General features: G+C 48.6%; 15 protein-coding genes and 1 pseudogene. 9 read left to right on the top strand and 7 right to left on the bottom strand.

Features of this window, described 5'->3' with window-relative positions:
- Positions 1-110 precede the first annotated feature (110 nt).
- Positions 111-716: a COP23 domain-containing protein gene (locus HRE53_RS14270; protein ID WP_212664028.1), complete on the bottom strand. Its 606-nt coding sequence runs from the start codon at positions 714-716 to the stop codon at positions 111-113.
- Positions 717-1,009: 293 nt separating this feature from the next.
- Here HRE53_RS14270 and HRE53_RS14275 point away from each other — a divergent pair, with 293 nt between their 5' ends.
- A complete protein-coding gene (locus tag HRE53_RS14275; RefSeq protein WP_235106933.1) occupies positions 1,010-1,972 on the top strand; it encodes an alcohol dehydrogenase catalytic domain-containing protein in 963 nt (320 codons plus the stop codon).
- Between the two features lie 52 nt (positions 1,973-2,024).
- Here the strand turns inward: HRE53_RS14275 and HRE53_RS14280 are convergent, their stop codons facing one another.
- The 4 genes from HRE53_RS14280 to rpsB form a co-directional block, all read right to left on the bottom strand.
- Positions 2,025-3,200, bottom strand: a complete 1,176-nt coding sequence (locus HRE53_RS14280; RefSeq protein WP_235106934.1) for an SH3 domain-containing protein — start codon at positions 3,198-3,200, stop codon at positions 2,025-2,027.
- Positions 3,201-3,329: 129 nt separating this feature from the next.
- A complete protein-coding gene (locus HRE53_RS14285) occupies positions 3,330-4,148 on the bottom strand; it encodes a hypothetical protein (protein ID WP_235106935.1) in 819 nt (272 codons plus the stop codon).
- A gap of 179 nt (positions 4,149-4,327) precedes the next feature.
- Positions 4,328-5,062: a translation elongation factor Ts gene (tsf, locus tag HRE53_RS14290; RefSeq protein ID WP_212664031.1), complete on the bottom strand. Its 735-nt coding sequence runs from the start codon at positions 5,060-5,062 to the stop codon at positions 4,328-4,330.
- Positions 5,063-5,165: 103 nt separating this feature from the next.
- Entirely contained in the window at positions 5,166-6,095 is a 930-nt protein-coding gene (gene rpsB, locus HRE53_RS14295; protein ID WP_212664032.1) for a 30S ribosomal protein S2, read from the bottom strand.
- Between the two features lie 372 nt (positions 6,096-6,467).
- Between rpsB and HRE53_RS14300 the strand changes: the two genes are divergently transcribed.
- The 4 genes from HRE53_RS14300 (at position 6,468) to HRE53_RS14315 (ending at position 10,160) form a co-directional block, all read left to right on the top strand.
- Positions 6,468-7,259 (top strand): 16S rRNA (uracil(1498)-N(3))-methyltransferase, encoded by a 792-nt coding sequence (locus HRE53_RS14300; RefSeq protein ID WP_212664033.1) that lies wholly within the window; start codon positions 6,468-6,470, stop codon positions 7,257-7,259.
- Positions 7,238-8,302 carry a hypothetical protein gene (locus HRE53_RS14305; RefSeq protein WP_235106936.1) on the top strand — a complete coding sequence of 355 codons (1,065 nt, stop codon included), beginning with the start codon at positions 7,238-7,240 and terminating at the stop codon, positions 8,300-8,302. The genes HRE53_RS14300 and HRE53_RS14305 overlap by 22 nt, the downstream gene beginning before the upstream one ends.
- 335 nt (positions 8,303-8,637) lie before the next feature.
- A complete protein-coding gene (locus HRE53_RS14310) occupies positions 8,638-9,150 on the top strand; it encodes a CGLD27 family protein (RefSeq protein WP_235106937.1) in 513 nt (170 codons plus the stop codon).
- A 56-nt stretch (positions 9,151-9,206) separates the two neighbouring features.
- Positions 9,207-10,160, top strand: coding sequence for an asparaginase (locus HRE53_RS14315; RefSeq protein ID WP_235106938.1), 954 nt, complete (start codon positions 9,207-9,209; stop codon positions 10,158-10,160).
- 8 nt (positions 10,161-10,168) lie between these two features.
- On the opposite strand, the gene glmM is transcribed toward HRE53_RS14315, so the two are convergent.
- Entirely contained in the window at positions 10,169-11,659 is a 1,491-nt protein-coding gene (gene glmM, locus HRE53_RS14320; RefSeq protein ID WP_235106939.1) for a phosphoglucosamine mutase, read from the bottom strand.
- Positions 11,660-11,905: 246 nt separating this feature from the next.
- Between glmM and mrdA the strand changes: the two are divergent.
- The 4 genes and pseudogenes from mrdA to HRE53_RS14340 all read left to right on the top strand — a co-directional run bounded on the left by mrdA (position 11,906) and on the right by HRE53_RS14340 (position 16,038).
- Positions 11,906-13,698: pseudogene (gene mrdA, locus HRE53_RS14325) on the top strand (penicillin-binding protein 2).
- Positions 13,699-13,780: 82 nt separating this feature from the next.
- Positions 13,781-15,478, top strand: a complete 1,698-nt coding sequence (gene hflX / locus HRE53_RS14330) for a GTPase HflX (protein WP_212666092.1) — start codon at positions 13,781-13,783, stop codon at positions 15,476-15,478.
- 129 nt (positions 15,479-15,607) lie between these two features.
- Positions 15,608-15,772 carry a hypothetical protein gene (locus HRE53_RS14335; protein WP_212664038.1) on the top strand — a complete coding sequence of 55 codons (165 nt, stop codon included), beginning with the start codon at positions 15,608-15,610 and terminating at the stop codon, positions 15,770-15,772.
- 74 nt (positions 15,773-15,846) lie between these two features.
- Positions 15,847-16,038: a heavy-metal-associated domain-containing protein gene (locus tag HRE53_RS14340; RefSeq protein ID WP_212664039.1), complete on the top strand. Its 192-nt coding sequence runs from the start codon at positions 15,847-15,849 to the stop codon at positions 16,036-16,038.
- A gap of 5 nt (positions 16,039-16,043) precedes the next feature.
- Here the strand turns inward: HRE53_RS14340 and HRE53_RS14345 are convergent, their stop codons facing one another.
- A complete protein-coding gene (locus HRE53_RS14345; protein ID WP_235106942.1) occupies positions 16,044-16,736 on the bottom strand; it encodes a DUF938 domain-containing protein in 693 nt (230 codons plus the stop codon).
- Positions 16,737-16,820 lie beyond the last annotated feature (84 nt).

Consider the following 16,820-nt stretch of genomic DNA (forward strand, 5'->3'; position numbering starts at 1 on the left):
GAGAGAAGCTCTCTTGCCCAGATTCACCTGCATTTATAGCCCAAAGTTCCCAGATTTGTTGTTATCTAAACTATTCGTGGCCAACCAGCATGGGTCACGAACTTAAGGATTTACCACAATCCCAAAGGCTTAGTCGCAGCAGGGGTGGTTGTAGATTTTGGAGTCGTTGATTCAATCTTGGGTTGAGGGGTGCTCTTCGTTGCCCCCGCTTCTTTCTCCACAGGTGCCTTACTCAAGAAATCTTCCATGTCAATATACACCCGAGCCGTAGACTCATTGAGAGGGCCTGATGCACCGACTCGAACACTGAGAAGCTGTTGCAAGGTTCGTCCAGGATTGCTGCCAGGCTTAAGGGTAAATAATAAACCACTGCAAGGACCGCCCTTATAGTTGGCGACACAAACGACAGATTGGCGATTCATTCGCCCTGTGGTCAGGAAGTTGAGGGTGTCCTTTTGATAAAAGGAGTCGAAGCGATCCGAAACCTCAGCACAACGAGCTTCTGGAGACCAGCCGGAAGCGCCAAAATATTCAGAGGTCCAGCGAATGACGGGCACATAACCTCGCTTGGTTTTGGCCATGGTCGTTGGGGTGCCACTGCCTAGGGCGCAACTGAATCGTGCCTCACCGGCTTGTGCAGGTTGAGTTCCCATAACCAAGGTTGCACCAGCCACGACGGACAACGCAATCATAGATGTGATCTGGTGGCGCTTCATAATGCCTTCAAAGCCTCATTGAACGTAAGAGTTACAATTCAGGTATATCACTCCTATCCTTAGTATGGCAAAACCTAGATCACAGCTGACTTCCCTCTGAGATCACACCGTCTGGTTTCAAGGCTTATGCCAACCGCTCTCTGCCCTTTAATTTACTACGCCAAACCTTTAAATAAGTTATAGAACTATCAAATTCAAACCCAATCCGTTAAAACAATGCCTGATACATTGCTTTAACCACCCTCAAAGAAAACGGCTTGTCATTTCTGGATTAGATAACTGTGGAGAAGACTATGCAAGGGCTTTGGTTAGAAGACAATCAGCTTCAGCATCGCACTGACCTGCCGCTGCCTCAACCTCAAGCTGATGAAGTCTTGGTCCGGGTTCGACAAGCAGGCATTTGCAATACCGATCTGGAGTTAATTAAGGGCTATTACCCCTATACCGGTATTCTGGGGCATGAATTTGTGGGGCAGGTTGACCAAGGACCGGCCCATTTGCAAGGCAAGCGGGTGGTTGGTGAAATCAATGCAGCTTGTGGCAACTGCGACTATTGCCGTCGTCATTTATCGACCCACTGCGAACAACGGTCTGTTTTAGGTATCGTCAACCGTCATGGGGCATTTGCAGAATATTTAACCTTACCCATTGCGAATCTCCATCCCGTTCCCGATCATCTCCCGGATCAAGTGGTCACGTTTACCGAACCCCTAGCGGCGGCCTTAGAGATTCAGGAGCAAATAGCCATCTCCCCCTCCCACCGGGTGCTGGTGGTCGGTGATGGCAAGCTGGGTCAGCTGGTTGCTCAAACCCTTGCTCTTACAGGATGTCAACTTTTTGTAGTGGGTCGCCATGCCGAGAAATTAGACAATCTCTCGGTCCGCAACATTGCAACTGGATTTGAACCCGATCTCAATCAACAGCTTCGTTCTTTTGATATCGCCGTTGAATGTACAGGTAACCCTCAAGGATTTGACTTGGCGCGTAAGGCCCTGCGCCCCCGAGGAACGTTAGTGCTCAAAAGTACCTATGCCGAGCATTTAACTATTGACGCTGCTGCTATTGTGGTCGATGAGTTGACGGTGTTGGGGTCTCGCTGTGGTCCCTTTGCGAAGGCTTTAGATCTATTAGACCAGTCGGCGGTGGACGTAACCTCCTTGATCCAAACCACCTTTCCCCTCTCTCAAGGGATTAAGGCATTTGAAGTGGCACAACAGCGGGGTACGCAAAAGGTTCTGTTATCGATCAACGATTAGAGGCTGCTGTTCTTCTCGCTGCCCTTTTGCTATAACGATCACAGTAAACCGCTTATAGCTGCAACCGAACATTCTCACCTTTGACCCAACCTTGAGCGGTCGGTTTATCCTGCACTTTGAGTGAATACCAGGCATAGCCATTGTTTCCTTTGGCCTGCTTCAGCACCTCTACGGCTTGGCCTGAGACACCGCGAATGGGCAACGCTGTCTCCTCGGTGGGCTTGGCATAAAAGGGAATGATTTGCCCTGGGGAGGCACTCAGCTTAGCCAGTTTGGGCTGGGTATAGCTCACAAGCCATCTCACCTGATCACCACGGACCCACCCTTTGGCCTCGGCATTATCTATAAACTGGACGTTGTACCAGGCAAACCCATCTTCGCCCTTGACCATTTTAAGAAGTTCGACGTTCTGGCCAGAACTGGCCCGATATTGAGTTGCAGTTTGTTGAGCTGGGGTCGTTTGGAGGGCGACAAACACACCAGGGGGTGATGTGATGGCTCCTGGATTCTTAAGGGGAGCTGCAGAGCTTTGAGGCTGAGGCTTCTTTTGAGCATGGACTTTGACAAAGTCACCTCGCATCCATCCTTCTGCCCCCAATTGGGTGAATTTCAGTTTGTACCAGGTATAAGAATCTTCTCCTAAGGTCTGCTTTAAAATCTCAGCTTGTTCCCCCGACTTAACAGCTAGCAAAGATTTAGAGTCAGTATTAGGTTCCTCACGGACATTAATTGCAACGTCTGCGTCCTTCGCAATCACCTCTGCAGTTCGTGGGGTTTTAATGGCCGGAGCAGCGAGGGGTTTCCCTTTTGGCGTTGATGGTTTAGGGGGCGCAGATGGTGACTTAGCGGTAGGTGGAGGTGAAGACGTGGGTGGGGCAGGAGATGCGGTTGGAGCAGGAGACTTTGCTGGGGAAGGGGATGGAACAGCACCTTCTACCACACGTAATGAGGCTTCAGGAATCCAATGGTCGCCTACTTTTAACCAAATTTGCCCTTCATTACTGAAAACGCGCAGGGTTGGATTTAGAATCACACCGGCTTTGTATTCGCCAATGACTTCACCAGAGTTTTTGGGCTGGGCAAAAATGCTGGCACCCCCCGGTTTCACTTGGACCGTCTTGGGATAGGTCAGGGTTTCAGCTTGGCTATGTCTGTGGGGAAGTATTCCCGCTAGAACTATTACTGTTCCACTTAACAGTGCGATGGACACCGATTTGAAACGCATCATCAGAGCCGCTCCTTACGCTTGCAAACCTGACACAAAAGCCAGTCTGTCAAACTTTTGGGAGAGTTGCTAGAGAAGCACTAGAACTATTTATCTTTCTGATCGATTTTGTTGAAACTAAAGGTGCCCCGCTTATTCGTTGACTTCTGCTGGGAACCAACTGGCTCGCCAGGCTGCTGTGGCCTCAGCGACTGTCTTTTCTCGCTGTTTTTTGTGAAAAGACTCTCGTATGGTTTTGAGCTGTTGCCAAAGCTGGCGGAGTTGATGCCGCTCATTCATGACTTCTATATCGGTAAATTCTAAATCGGATAATTGCAGGAAAATCGCGACCACTGGATCTGAACTGTCCTCAGATGAGTCGTCGTTTTGATCATCCATCAGCGCTTTGATTAAATGGGGGGCACTTGTGATCGGTCGCCCTTGCTCAGCTGCTTTGCTGGCAATATCAAACAGTAGATCCATGGAGCTGATGTTGACAATGTCATATTCTTGCAAGCATTCATTGGCCTGCTGAGAAATTTGACGCAAGGCATCTAGAATTGCCTGCTCCATATCTTGCAAGAGGTTGGATAAGTGCTCAGGATCCACGCTCTCTTCCTGAGTTAACTCTGCTAAGGGCTGAGTGACGGCTTTTAGAGCTTCCTGCAACTGGGTGCCTAGTCGTTGTACCTCTTGTTGCAGGGTTTGTTGTTGATTCAAAGACAACTTCAAAAAGCTATCTGGATTCACCTGTGTACAGAGATGATAGCTAGCTTGAACCAGTTTCTGAGAGACTGCAGGGCCAAGTAGTGCCAAATACTGTCCATACTGCTCATGAACTTTTTGAGTGAGTTCAACGGTTTTTTGAGCCAGCTGATCAAGGCTTTGCTGAATTTGTGTAATTTCTGGGACCATCATTACCAATCGGCGCGTAGCCACTAAGATAACGAGAATCGCAGGTTGCGATCGCATCGTTATGCAATTGTACCCAGCTTCAATTTGGACCAGATATCAATCGCTGGATTATTTCAAGTTTAGGAGCCAGATAACACCATTTTTACAACGGTAGCAGCCTGAAACATGAGGCGGTGAGCTGAACACTACAGTTGATAAAACTAAAAAGGTAGACACTGGTCTACCTTTTTAGCTGTTTACTTTTTCTTGCCTTTTTTCTTCTTAGAAGAAGTCTTTTTCTCCGTAGGTTTTTCTTCCGCAGGTTTAGCCTCAGCCTGTGGCTTGGTTTGGGCTGCCACTTCTTCGGCTAAGTTGGACTCCACTTTGTCAATGCCTTCGCCTAGGACAAAGCGAGTAAAGCGACGAACCTTCATGTTCTCGCCCAGCTTAGAAATCGCTTGCTGAAGTAGCTCTTGGACCGTAATGCTTTGGTCTTTGATATAGGGTTGATGCAAGAGACAAAGTTCTCTTAAGGTCTTGTCTAACTTGCCTTGGACAATTTTTTCTTTAATATTGTCTGGCTTACCCTTGAGGGCATCAGATCCCATGGCCACTGCTTTCTCTTTTTCCACAAAATCCTGAGGAATTTCATCGGTATCAACATACTGGACATTCGGGCAAGCTGCGATTTGCTTGGCAATGTCTTGTACGAGCTCTTTGAAAGCTTCATTGCGGGCTACAAAATCTGTTTCACAGTTGACTTCGACCAATACACCAATTTGACCACCAAAGTGAATATAACTATCCACTAGCCCTTCTGCTGTCACGCGACCGGACTTCTTGCCAGCTTGGGAGAGGCCTTTTTTCCGCAGATAGGCAATGGCCTTTTCCTGATCGCCATCGTTTTCTTGCAAGGCTTTCTTGCAGTCCATCATCCCTGCGCCAGTTTTATCACGCAGTTCTTTAACATCTTTTGCTGATATTGCTGCCATGGTCTTTTCTCGGTGTATCTATGATGGTGTTTATCTTGAAGCTAAAACGTTAAGGGACATCTAAGGGAACACAGTAGGCTCCCCTTAGATGTTCAGCAAGGCTCTATTCAGCTGCAGGCTCTTCTGCCTCAGCAGTAGGAGCTTCAGCAGGAGCTTCTTCAGCAGTAGGAGCTTCAGCAGGAGCTTCTTCAGCGGGCGCTTCAACTTCAGCTGTTGGAACGGCTTCAACCTCAGGCTCTGCTGCCGCGACTTCAGTGTCTGCTACTTCAGCAACGGGTTCTGCTGGTGCCTCATCTTCAAAGTCAATGGCAGATGGAATGTCTGCATCTTCAAAGGTTTCAGCACTGACTTGACCATGCTTGCCTTCATAGATAGCATCGGCAAGCTTCCCGATGATGAGCTTAATGGAACGAATTGCATCATCATTGGCGGGAATGGGAATATCCACCCAATCTGGGTCGCAGTTGGTGTCTAACAAGGAGACAATGGGTAAGCCCAGCTTCTGGCACTCTTGCACTGCGTTGTATTCTCGGCGGATATCGATAATCACCACCACATCGGGGATCTTATGCATTTGCTTAAGACCACCGAGATACTTCTGCAATTTATCCAGTTCACGGCGCAGCATTGAGGCTTCTTGCTTGGGCAAGAGGTCAAAAATACCGCTCTCGTATCGTCTTTCTAGATCCTTGAGACGCTCAATTCGAGTTTTAATGGTGGTCCAGTTGGTGAGCATCCCCCCCAACCAGCGCTGGTTGACATAGTAGCCGCCGCAGCGAGCTGCTTCTTGAGCAATAATTCCAGCTGCTTGTCGCTTGGTGCCTACAAACAAAAACTTCTTGCCAGATTCAGATGCAGACCGAACGTAGTGGTAAGCTTCATCCATCAACTGGGCAGTTTGCACCAAGTCAATGATGTGAACCCCGTTGCGCTCTGTAAAGATATAAGGGTCCATTTTGGGGTTCCAACGGCGGGCTTGGTGGCCGAAGTGAACTCCTGACTCAAGCATTTGAGCCAAACTAATAACGGGCATATTTTTCTCCTATTCGGGTTTCAACCTCCATCTGAGTGCATTTCTAGCTAGCAATTGCTGACGAGAAACACCCGAATTCCCAGATGTGTGAAGTGTTATACAGCTTTTACAAAATAGCACAACTCTTGAGGTCCCACATGGCTTTTTGTCGGGACTTTGCTGAATGTACGAGTGACTCCAGATCTTTTCATTCTTAAGGCTGTTGGTCCCCTTGTTCTGACTTAGAAATTTGTAGCTTTGAGTTGACTAGAATGTCAGTGTTGGGATTGAGCAAGATCGCTACCTCCCTTTTTTTGGGTTTAATAGTTTTTATATACCCGTAGCGATAGCTGCCATAGCGATATCTCTCATATCTTAGGCAAACCTAAACTTGTGGACCATAGCGCGGCCCAATTACAGCGGTTAGCAATAGCCCCTGAACAACTCCAAGATCATCAGATTCATTTGACGGGTGATCAACAACATTATCTTTACGATGTGTTGCGGCTTGGTCATGGCGATCGCTTTATTGCCATGAATGGACAGGGACAACTGTGGTTGGCTGAGTTGCTACCCAATGCTACAGAAGCAATGATGCTGAAAGCTTTAAGTGAACAGACTGAGTTGGCGATGCCAATGATGCTATTGGCGGCCCCTCCAAAAGGCAATCATTTTGACCAAGTGGTTCGAAGTGTGACGGAATTGGGCGTCAGCCACATTGTGCCCCTCATCAGTCAGCGAACTCTGCTGAAACCGAGCCCTAATCGGATTCAACGTTGGCGGCGAATTGCCACAGAAGCAGCAGAGCAGTCCCATCGACAGATCATTCCTAAAGTGTTGGATCCGGTCTCCTTTCAGGAAGGGGTTACGCAAGATAATAATGATGGCTGGCAACGATATATTTGTACCATTGAGCCATCAGCACCTAATTTCTTGCACTGTCTCAGCCAAACTTTAGGGAGGGAGAATCAAACGGGTATCGCTGTTATGGTAGGTCCCGAAGGTGGATGGACCCATACCGAAACGCAGCAGGCCCAAATGGCTGGATGCCAGGCGGTATCTTTAGGCCAAAGAACCTTAAGAGCGGTCACCGCAAATTATATGGCGGTATCCATTGCGATCGCACAAATAGAACTACACACTGCGTACCCAGGGGGAAAAGTATGCACCAAGACATCGCTATAGCGTTGGACCGTCAAGATTATCAGATGGCGTCTCAATTGATTCAAGCCATCCCTACGAGCGATCCATGGGGCAAGCTCTATTTGGGGCAATTGCAAGCGGCTCAATCTGACCATGAACAGGCAGAGCATACCTTTCGCGCTTTACTACAGGAAGATTACGGCCCCAAAATTGCCCGAGCGGCTCGTGAAGGCCTCAAACAACTGCAAGATCATGCTCAGGCTGTTCGGCAGGAAAAACTGAGCCAAGCCACAGTCAATCCAGAACAAACCCAAACAGGGGCATTGATTTTAGAAGCCTTACCGGCTGATGCCAAAACCGAGGCAGCCCTTAAATTTGCCAAAATCATGCAGGTTGAACCCTATACAGCCCGTATGCTAATCCCTAGCCGAGGGTGGCGTCTCTATCGAATTGGCCCGATTGGAGAGCTACAGATGTATGGCCAAGACTTGCAAGCAGCAGGAATTCCTAATTTTGCGGTCACCATGGCCCAGGTGCAACAGCTCAAAGTTCATCAGGTCTGCTATTTTGAAGCTGCACAACCTTCACCTGAAGTATGGGTTTCAGATCACCACTCGCAACAAACGAGTTCGTTTCGATTTCAGTGGTCTGATGTGACCCAACGGGTTGAAGGCTTAGTCCCTATTTTTGAAAAAGTCGTGGATCGAGATCCTCGGGGTAAATTACAGCGCAAAGAAAAGACGCAGGATCATGCCCAATTCTGCGATCTGCACTTGCCTAAAAAAGGTTGTATTTTGCGATTCTATGATGCGGCCTATCAATTCAATCAAGGCATCAAACTCACAGAAGTGGATCAGGAAACCTCTTGGGCTAATTGGCGTGGCTTGACCACCTTGCTGACCCAAAACTTGCCCCATGCAAACACTTGGGCAGACTTCACCTCTTTTGCCGATACTGCGGTTGAACAGCTTGAGCTATTGGGTGCGTTTGAGTCCTACATCAATTTATTACGCCGAGAAGATAGCAAATGGGATCAGGCCTTCCACCTGTACAGCAGTTTAGCCATGCTTAAGCCTGCAGCCTAATGGGAAACTAACCAAGGTAGGTATAGAGATCTGAATTTCACATTGCACCTATTTTTTGTGTCTTTACACCTAATATTTCAGTTAGTAAAGTTGGTATCAATCTCCTAATCACTTCAATCCCTTCGAGTGTTGAAATGACTAGGCTAACTTCTCATTCCCCATAAGAGACATGGGCAGCCTATCGTATGTGCCCATGTTTGCAAGCTCTGGATAGCTCTTGTGAGTTTCTCTAGGAAGTTGATCTAGGATGAATAGGTGACTTGAAGGATGGATCCTTAGCGAGATATAGATTTTAGTGGTCTCAGGTTCACACTTCCCCCATTTGAGTTGAGTGAATGATGAACGCTCCCATTTCTAATTGCCCTGTACCCCTTGAGCAGCAGCCTCTTAATGAGTACCAAAGTCTACAAGAATCCTGTTTTTTTCGATGGGCAACTTTAGAAGACTCAGCATATCTCAACAGAGGCTTTCAGTTAGGCAGTATTGCGAGTGTTATGGCGGCTCCCTTTGCTGCGAGTAGCTTTGCCTTAGCCGAGTCCCTGAGCCAGTTTATTTTGACCCTTACGGTTGTCGCCACAGGCTTACTCATATTGCTGGTCTTACGGCTCTATCTGGGATGGTCTTATGTTTGCGATCGCCTCCTGCGCGAAAAAATCTTTTATGAAGAAACTGGCTGGTACGACGGTCAATATTGGACCAAGCCTGCAGATGTGCTGGATCGAGAACGGTTAATTGGCACCTATGAAGTCCAGCCCATCCTAGAGCGTTTGCGTCGAAGTCTCTTACGACTAGGCCTTACTTTGGCAGGAGAATTTAGCCTTTGGTGGCTGATCCTTTCCCACGCTTAACCCCCCCAGTTACAAATATATTTACCCAATAGGCATCTGATGCTAGAGTCTTACGCATGACCATGGGAAAACGCAATCATAGCCCTGCACTTGAGATCCATCTACTGCGGGAAGGGATTATTGAATCCAAGCACCAAGCTGAAGCCGTTGTCTGTGATGCTAGGGGCAGAATGCTCTCTATCGCTGGGCAGACAGATACCTCTTGCTTTATTCGCTCCGCCTTAAAACCTGTACAGGCTCTGTCGGTGGTGACGAGTGGAGCAATGGAGCATTTCGATCTCAACGATCGGGATCTCGCAGTCATGTGTGGGTCCCACCACCATACCGTTGAGCAAGTTCGACAAGTCTTCAATATTCTCTGGCATTGTGATATCGATCCGACGGCATTGCAATGTCCAATTCCCCAGGATCTAGAGAGCCCCTTAGAACATAATTGTTCGGGCAAACATGCAGGTATGTTGGCTGTTTGCCAGCAATGCCAGTGGTCTTTACACACCTATATGGATGCCCGGCATCAGGTTCAGCAACTGATTCTCAACCAAATGGCTGAATTGTTGAAAATGCCAGCGGCAGAATTTATGCGAACCCATGATGACTGCGGTGTGCCGACTTACTATATGCAGTTAGAGCAAATCGCAACCCTCTACGCCCATCTCAGTGCTGGCAATAATTTAAATATTGAGCGGGTCATGCGGGCAATGATTCATCACCCTACTTTGGTGGCAGGGCAAGGTCAATTTGATACGGACTTAATGACCTTATCCGCTGGAGAATTGGTGAGTAAGTCTGGGGCTGAAGGTGTGCAATGTGTGGGCCGCATCGGTGAAGGCTTGGGCTTGGCCATCAAAGTCAAGGATGGTGCTAAGCGTGCCAAATATGCCGTCGCCATCCATTTGCTACGAGAGCTAGGCTGGCTGGAACCGAGTCATGCCGATACCTTGGCCGACCGCTATTTATGCCTGAGCAACTATAAACGCCTAGAAGTCAATGGCGAACTGGTGATGCTTTAGGCCATAGTCTAGGCTAGATGAGTTTCAACTGCGCCGACTAATCGGTCCGTCCAATGGGTGACCATTCCCATATCACGGGCTTCCACCATGACGCGAATCAGGGGTTCTGTGCCGGAGGCTCGGACTAAAATTCGACCTTGATCACCCATATCATCTGTGGCTTGATCAATCAGGGTTTGGAGTGGTTGGCACTCCTGCCAATTCCGCCTGCGATCCCTATCTTCTACCCGCACATTTTTGAGGATCTGGGGGTAAGTTTGAAAGCTATCATCCACCAAGCAAGATAGACGCGTTTTGTTTTGGCAAATAATCGTTGCTAGATGCAAGGCTGTTAACAGACCATCGCCACTGACACCATAGTGAGGGCACAAAATATGACCGGACTGTTCGCCCCCTAGCATGGAGCCATGATTCAGCATCTCGGCATGGACATTTTGGTCGCCGACATCTGCACGAATTAAGGTTCCCCCTTGCTGTTGCCAAGCGAGTTCAAACCCTAGGTTGGACATCACGGTTGCCACAATCAGATCATTGGGCAGCTGTTTTTGCTCCTGCAGTGCCTTACCCCAAAGGTAAAGAATATAGTCGCCATCTACCGTTCGGCCCTGGCAGTCAATCGCCAACACGCGATCGGCATCACCATCAAAGGCAAATCCTACATCGGCATCATGCAAGTCAACGGCGGCTTTCAAAGGTTCTAAATGAGTTGAACCACAATTGACATTGATTCGATCACCATCAGGCTGATCGTGCAGACAAATGACCTCTGCACCTAAAGCTTGAAAGACCTTGGGAGCGAGCTGAGTGGCAGCCCCCCAGGCTAAATCTAAGACAACTTTTAATCCTTGAAAACTTACTTGAGACTGAAGTGGACCTTGAATCGCATCCGTATAAGCTTGTGCAAGTTCAGGTCGGTAATAGTGACGTCCCCATGCAGCACTGGTTGGTGATGGACTAGAGGCTTTAATACGTCTTTCAATATTGCTTTGAACGGATGGAGGTAGCTTGGTACCATCCGTTTGAAAAAATTTAATGCCGTTATCTGCAGGTGGATTATGGCTAGCAGAAACCATTACCCCTCCGACTGCATCGGTTTGATGGGTTAAGTAAGCAACGGTGGGGGTTGGGCATAAACCTAAGTACCAAACATCCAAACCCGCTGCGGTCAGACCTGCAGAGAGAGCCATGGCCAGCATATCGCTGGAATTGCGAGAGTCTTGTCCCAAAATAAATGGCTGATGAGGAGCGGAGCTTTTTCCCAACTCTAATCCTGCACAAAATCCAACCTGGAGCGCTAACTGAGGAGTTAGGTGCTGCCCGACTTGGCCCCGAATCCCATCGGTCCCAAATAAGTTGATATCTTTCGCTGCATCTGCCACTTTTCGCGCCAATTTGTCAGGTTGAATGATGCGATCGCTTTTAGTGACGCTTTTTATGTTTAAATTCAGATATAAAAGACATTGGACAATACACTCCACACCGAGGCTGTACGAGTCCATAGGCGATCCAGCAGAGTCATGCATTACCGTTCTTGATGGGGCTGCACTGGTATGGCCTGCTTGGACGTTCGTAAGCTTAACACTTAGGATAGAAAATAGCATGTTGACGGAAAGAGTCGCTGTACGCTTCTGGGGTTTAATGGGCTAGAATGTCGCGGTAGCCTTAGCTAGAGCTTTTTTTGAAGATTAGGCGCTTCTTACCGATTCAATGCGGTTGATGCGAGTATGCCCTATCCTGCAGGATCAATGTCGCTTTCTAACCAATCCTTTTCTTTACCACGACGTCAGCGTTCTCAGCGCAGCGTCGGATCGGGGCCTCGTAAGTTTGTTTTTGGTGGCTTCATCAGTCTTTTATTGTTTGGAGCCATTGTTCCTCGTCTCAGTTTTTTACAAATTACGGAAGGGTCTCTGAATCTGCAGCGAGCGGAGGAAAATCGGGTTCGTTTGATTCCCAAGCGCCCTGAACGGGGAAAAATATTAGACCGCAAAGGTCGGATTCTCGCGAACAGCACCTATACCTATTCCGTCTTCGTCTGGCCGATTGCTCAAAAAGATGAGAAGTGGTCTCAAACGGTAGATGTTCTATCTTCTATTCTCAAAATTCCAGAAACGGAGATTCAAGAACGAGTTGAAGTAGAAGGCCATAACTCCACCTCCTTAGTCCGTGTTGCTCAAGGACTGAGCTTTCCGCAAGTGGTAGCGTTGTCCGAGCGGATGAGCGATATTGTGGGGGTCGAAATCGACAAGGAAGCCATTCGCTACTACCCGCATGGTGAATTGGCTTCCCAGGTGATTGGCTATATCGGTGAGATTAACGAAGAAGAACTAGCCCGCAAACAGGACCAGCCGTACCGCCTAGGAGATGTGGTGGGTCAATTAGGGATTGAATCCTCCTACGAACAAAAGTTACGGGGAACCTGGGGCGGTAACCAAATTGAGGTAGATGGTGCTGGCCGGATTGTCCAAATTCTGGGCCAAAAATTGCCCATCGCTGGGGAGGATGTGAAGCTCACCCTGGATCTAGATGTGCAAAAGGCAGCAGAAAAAGCCTTAGGGAAACGGCAAGGCGCTGTGGTTGCCATCAACCCTAAGAATGGCTCCATTATTGCCATGGTGAGCTATCCGGGATTTAATCCCAACTGGTTTGCTAAACGGGTGACGGAAAAGCAATGGCAGGAACTACAAAATCGTAAATTCCCCTTTGTCAATCGGGCTATGCAGGCCTTTCCACCTGCTAGTACCTTCAAGATTGCAACTGCGATCGCAGGGATAGAATCCGGAAAATATTCACCTAATGCTCTAGTGGCAACCTCAGCATCCGTGCATGGTGTGGGGGATTGGAATGGAGCAGGATTTGGCGTCATCGGTTTCCAAACGGCACTGCAGTGGAGTAGCAATACCTTTTTTGGTCGCGTAGGAGTAGGGACCAGTCCCAAAATTTTGATTGAATGGGCTAAACGTTTAGGGGTTGGTGAGAAAACTGGCATTGATATCCCAGGAGAATCTTCTGGGTTTATTCCAGATCCGGCTTGGAAAAAAGAGGTGTTTAAAGACGCCTGGTATCCAGCCGATACCGTTATGGTCTCCATCGGTCAGGGTGCTGTGCAACTCAGTCCCCTCCAGGTCTCCCTCATTTTTGCTGCCATTGCTAATGGGGGATATAAAGTCAAACCTCACTTATTTCAGTCCGATCAACCCGATGACAAATGGCAGACCTCGCTGAATTTACAACCTAAGACTTTAAACATCATCAGATCGGGTTTACGAGCAGTGGTCACCAGCGGTACAGGACAGGCGTTGAATGTGCCTAGTATCCCTCCTGCTGCAGGTAAAAGTGGGACCGCTGAAGATCCACCTCGCTCATCTCACACCTGGTTTGGAGCCTATGCTCCCTTTAATAACCCAGAAATTGTGGTGGTTGCATTTGGCGAAAATACAGGCGGGGGGCGGGGGGATCCACGGCAGGTCCCATTGCCTTAAAAGTTCTAGAAGCCTACTTTAAGTCCCAGAAAAAAATAATCCTCATTAAGGATCGTTGACGGCCATTGCCAGTTTTTTTTCGGCAACTCTACAATTGAGGAGCAATGATGTCGCCTTGCTTTCGCAAGGCAGGTAGGGCTTATCGAAACGATTTACGGCAATCTCAAAGGCTTAAAGTCTAGTCAAATCAAGCAGCTGCGGCGCCTCTACCACCAGCGGCTTCCAAGTGATCGGATCACGACGTCTGACTTTGCCCAGCGATTGGCTGCCATCAGTACGGATATTCATCAACCCATTAGCACTTATCTCAACCGTCGTGGCCAGGTGATTCGGGTGGGGGTCGGGTCGCCCCGTCAAACCCAAATCCCCCCCTTAGAATTGCCTCGATATGGTGCAGACCGCTTGAGTGGTATACGCTGTGTCGCTACGACTCTCAAGCAAGATGTTCCCAAGGAATCTGCGTTAACAGCGATGGCCTTACAGCGCTTAGATGCGTTGGCGGTGCTCACGATGACTGGATCGGGCTTTGAGCGTCGAGGCGGTGGGGCTACGGGATATGTGAGATCGACCTACCTTGCCCATTTGGTTCCCGATCCAACGACTCCTTGGACCATTTCTTCTCCCTTGAGTCTTGAACAACTGGCTCAACAGGATTTGATGGATCTGGTTGAAGCCTTAGAGTCTGAGTTTGGGCGGTCTCTTCCCACAGGTTCCTCCGATTCATCAGCAACATCTGAACAGGTTTTGATGGTTGGGGTGACGCCTCAAAATATCTCTCAGCAAGAGATGAAGGCGAATTTGGCAGAAGTAGCACTATTGGTCGAAAGTGCTGGAGGCGTGGTGGTAGAGACGATTCACCAGAAGCGATCGCATCCCCATCCTCAAACCGTAGTGGGTGCAGGTAAAGTCAAGGAAATAGCTCTCAGGGCCCAGACTTTAGGTATAACCCTGATTGTCTTCAATCGGGATCTCTCTCCTTCCCAGGTGCGCAATCTAGAGACCCAAATTGGCATTCGTGTCGTCGATCGTACTGAAGTTATTTTAGATATTTTTGCTCAGCGGGCTCAGTCCCAGGCTGGAAAATTGCAGGTGGAACTTGCGCAGTTGGAGTATATGCTGCCTCGATTGGCGGGGCGAGGGCAGGCCATGTCTCGCCTGGGAGGCGGAATTGGTACCCGAGGACCGGGAGAAACCAAGCTAGAAACGGAACGCCGAGCGATTCAGCGCCGAATCAATACGTTGCAACAGGCAGTTAATCAGTTACAGGCCCATCGCTCTCGTCTGCGTCAACGTCGTCAGCATCAGCGGGTACCCTCGGTGGCGGTGGTGGGCTATACCAATGCAGGTAAATCGACCTTACTGAACGTGTTGACCAATGCCGAAGCCTATACAGCAGATCAACTGTTCGCCACCTTAGATCCCACGACCCGTCGCCTCAGCATTCCAGATCCTGAAACTCACCAGATTCGCAGTCTGGTCTTAACGGATACTGTGGGATTTATCCATAATCTACCTCCACCGTTGATGGATGCTTTTCGAGCGACTTTGGAAGAGGTGACGGATGCCGATGCTTTACTGCATGTCGTTGATCTGTCCCATCCCGATTGGGAAAATCATCTGCGTTCGGTGATAGATCTGCTAGCAACCATGCCCATTACACCGGGGCCAGGAGTGATTGCCTTTAACAAAATGGATCAAGTTAGTAGTGAAGCCCTGGCCCTGGCCCGAGATCAGTTTCCACAGGCGGTCTTTATTTCGGCACAGGAACGTTTGGGCTTGAATACGCTCCGACAGAAAGTGTTGGAATTAATTGACTATGCAGCCATGCCAATGGCTTAGTATAGGCCTCTGCTCCAATGATTCAACTTGCGTGATCCGCATCACTCTCCTCATGATCTGAGATCACTGAATTATGACTATGTTGACTGGAAACTAAGTTCAGTAATCACAAATGTCAGGGAGCAGACTATGTGGATGCAACGTGCCCGTTTTCAGGAAGACCCAGAGCAACCTCAAGTTCAGGCAGAGTGGACCCTTGTTGATGGGCAGCTCGTTTGTCAATGGCAGCCTCTTACGGCTGTTGCAGAAGTGGAGCAGATTCGTGCCTTGCCGAAACGACACAAAGCCGCTTAACTCACGTAGGATTTGAATGATGAGGAGTGCCTAACATCTGCTCATCGTTCAATCTCAAGTTGGAGTCTAGATAGATGATTCAGCTGACTATTTCTGATATGGCCTGTGGGGCTTGCGTTGAGAGAATCGAAGCTGCGATCGCAGCGTTAGATACACAAGCTACGATTAAAACTAACCTGGATAATAAGCAAGTTCAAGTAACATCCCAGCATTCAGATGCAGAAATTCGGCAGGCGATTTCCGCTGCAGGCTACACCCCCACCTAGTCTGTCTAGTCTTTATCTTGCCCGATGGGTTGTTTAGATAAAGATGTTGAGGCAGGCGGTTGCCAAATCACCGATAAATTATTGGCGGGCATCGCCACAGTTTTTTTCAGGCTCAGACCATTTTGAGCTGCAAGATGGTTGACCTCTTCCAGTGTCCGAATCCCCCACTTGGGATTACGGTTTCTCAGAGACTGATCAAAGGCTAGATTGCTGGGAGCTGTAGGCTGGTCTGCTTGGATAAATGGTCCATAGAGATACAACAGTCCTTGGGGAGAAAGGAGGCGAGCAGATCCTGCCATTAATCCCTCTGTGGCTTGCCAAGGAGCAATATGAATCATATTGATATTGATGATGGCTACTATCTCAGACCGCTCTAACCCATAGTGATCCAACGCCTGGACGACTATCTCAGACCAATTGGGTTGGCAGATGTCTACGGCAATCGGCTGATAAAGATTGGCAGCATCAGTTTGGTGTCGCCAAGCCGAAATACTGGTGAGTTGGGGATGAGTCTGATCGCTAGGCAACCATCCTAGATGGGGCAACTGTAAGGCAAAAAAAGCAGCATGTTCCCCTGTTCCACTCGCAATTTCTAGAACAATCCCTTGTTGGGGTAACTCTTGTTTAAGAACGGTCAAGATGGGCTGACAGTTGCGCTGGAAAGCAGCAGCGTATTGTCGTTGATCAACATTGGACATAGCTTTGGGCTGCCTTGGGCACTTTAGATCAATTCTCTACGTCTTCAGTTTTACATCCAGGCTGCAATACTACTTGTGTATCGC

The organism is Acaryochloris sp. 'Moss Beach', from assembly GCF_021497025.1.
In the GTDB taxonomy this organism is placed as follows: domain Bacteria; phylum Cyanobacteriota; class Cyanobacteriia; order Thermosynechococcales; family Thermosynechococcaceae; genus Acaryochloris; species Acaryochloris marina_A.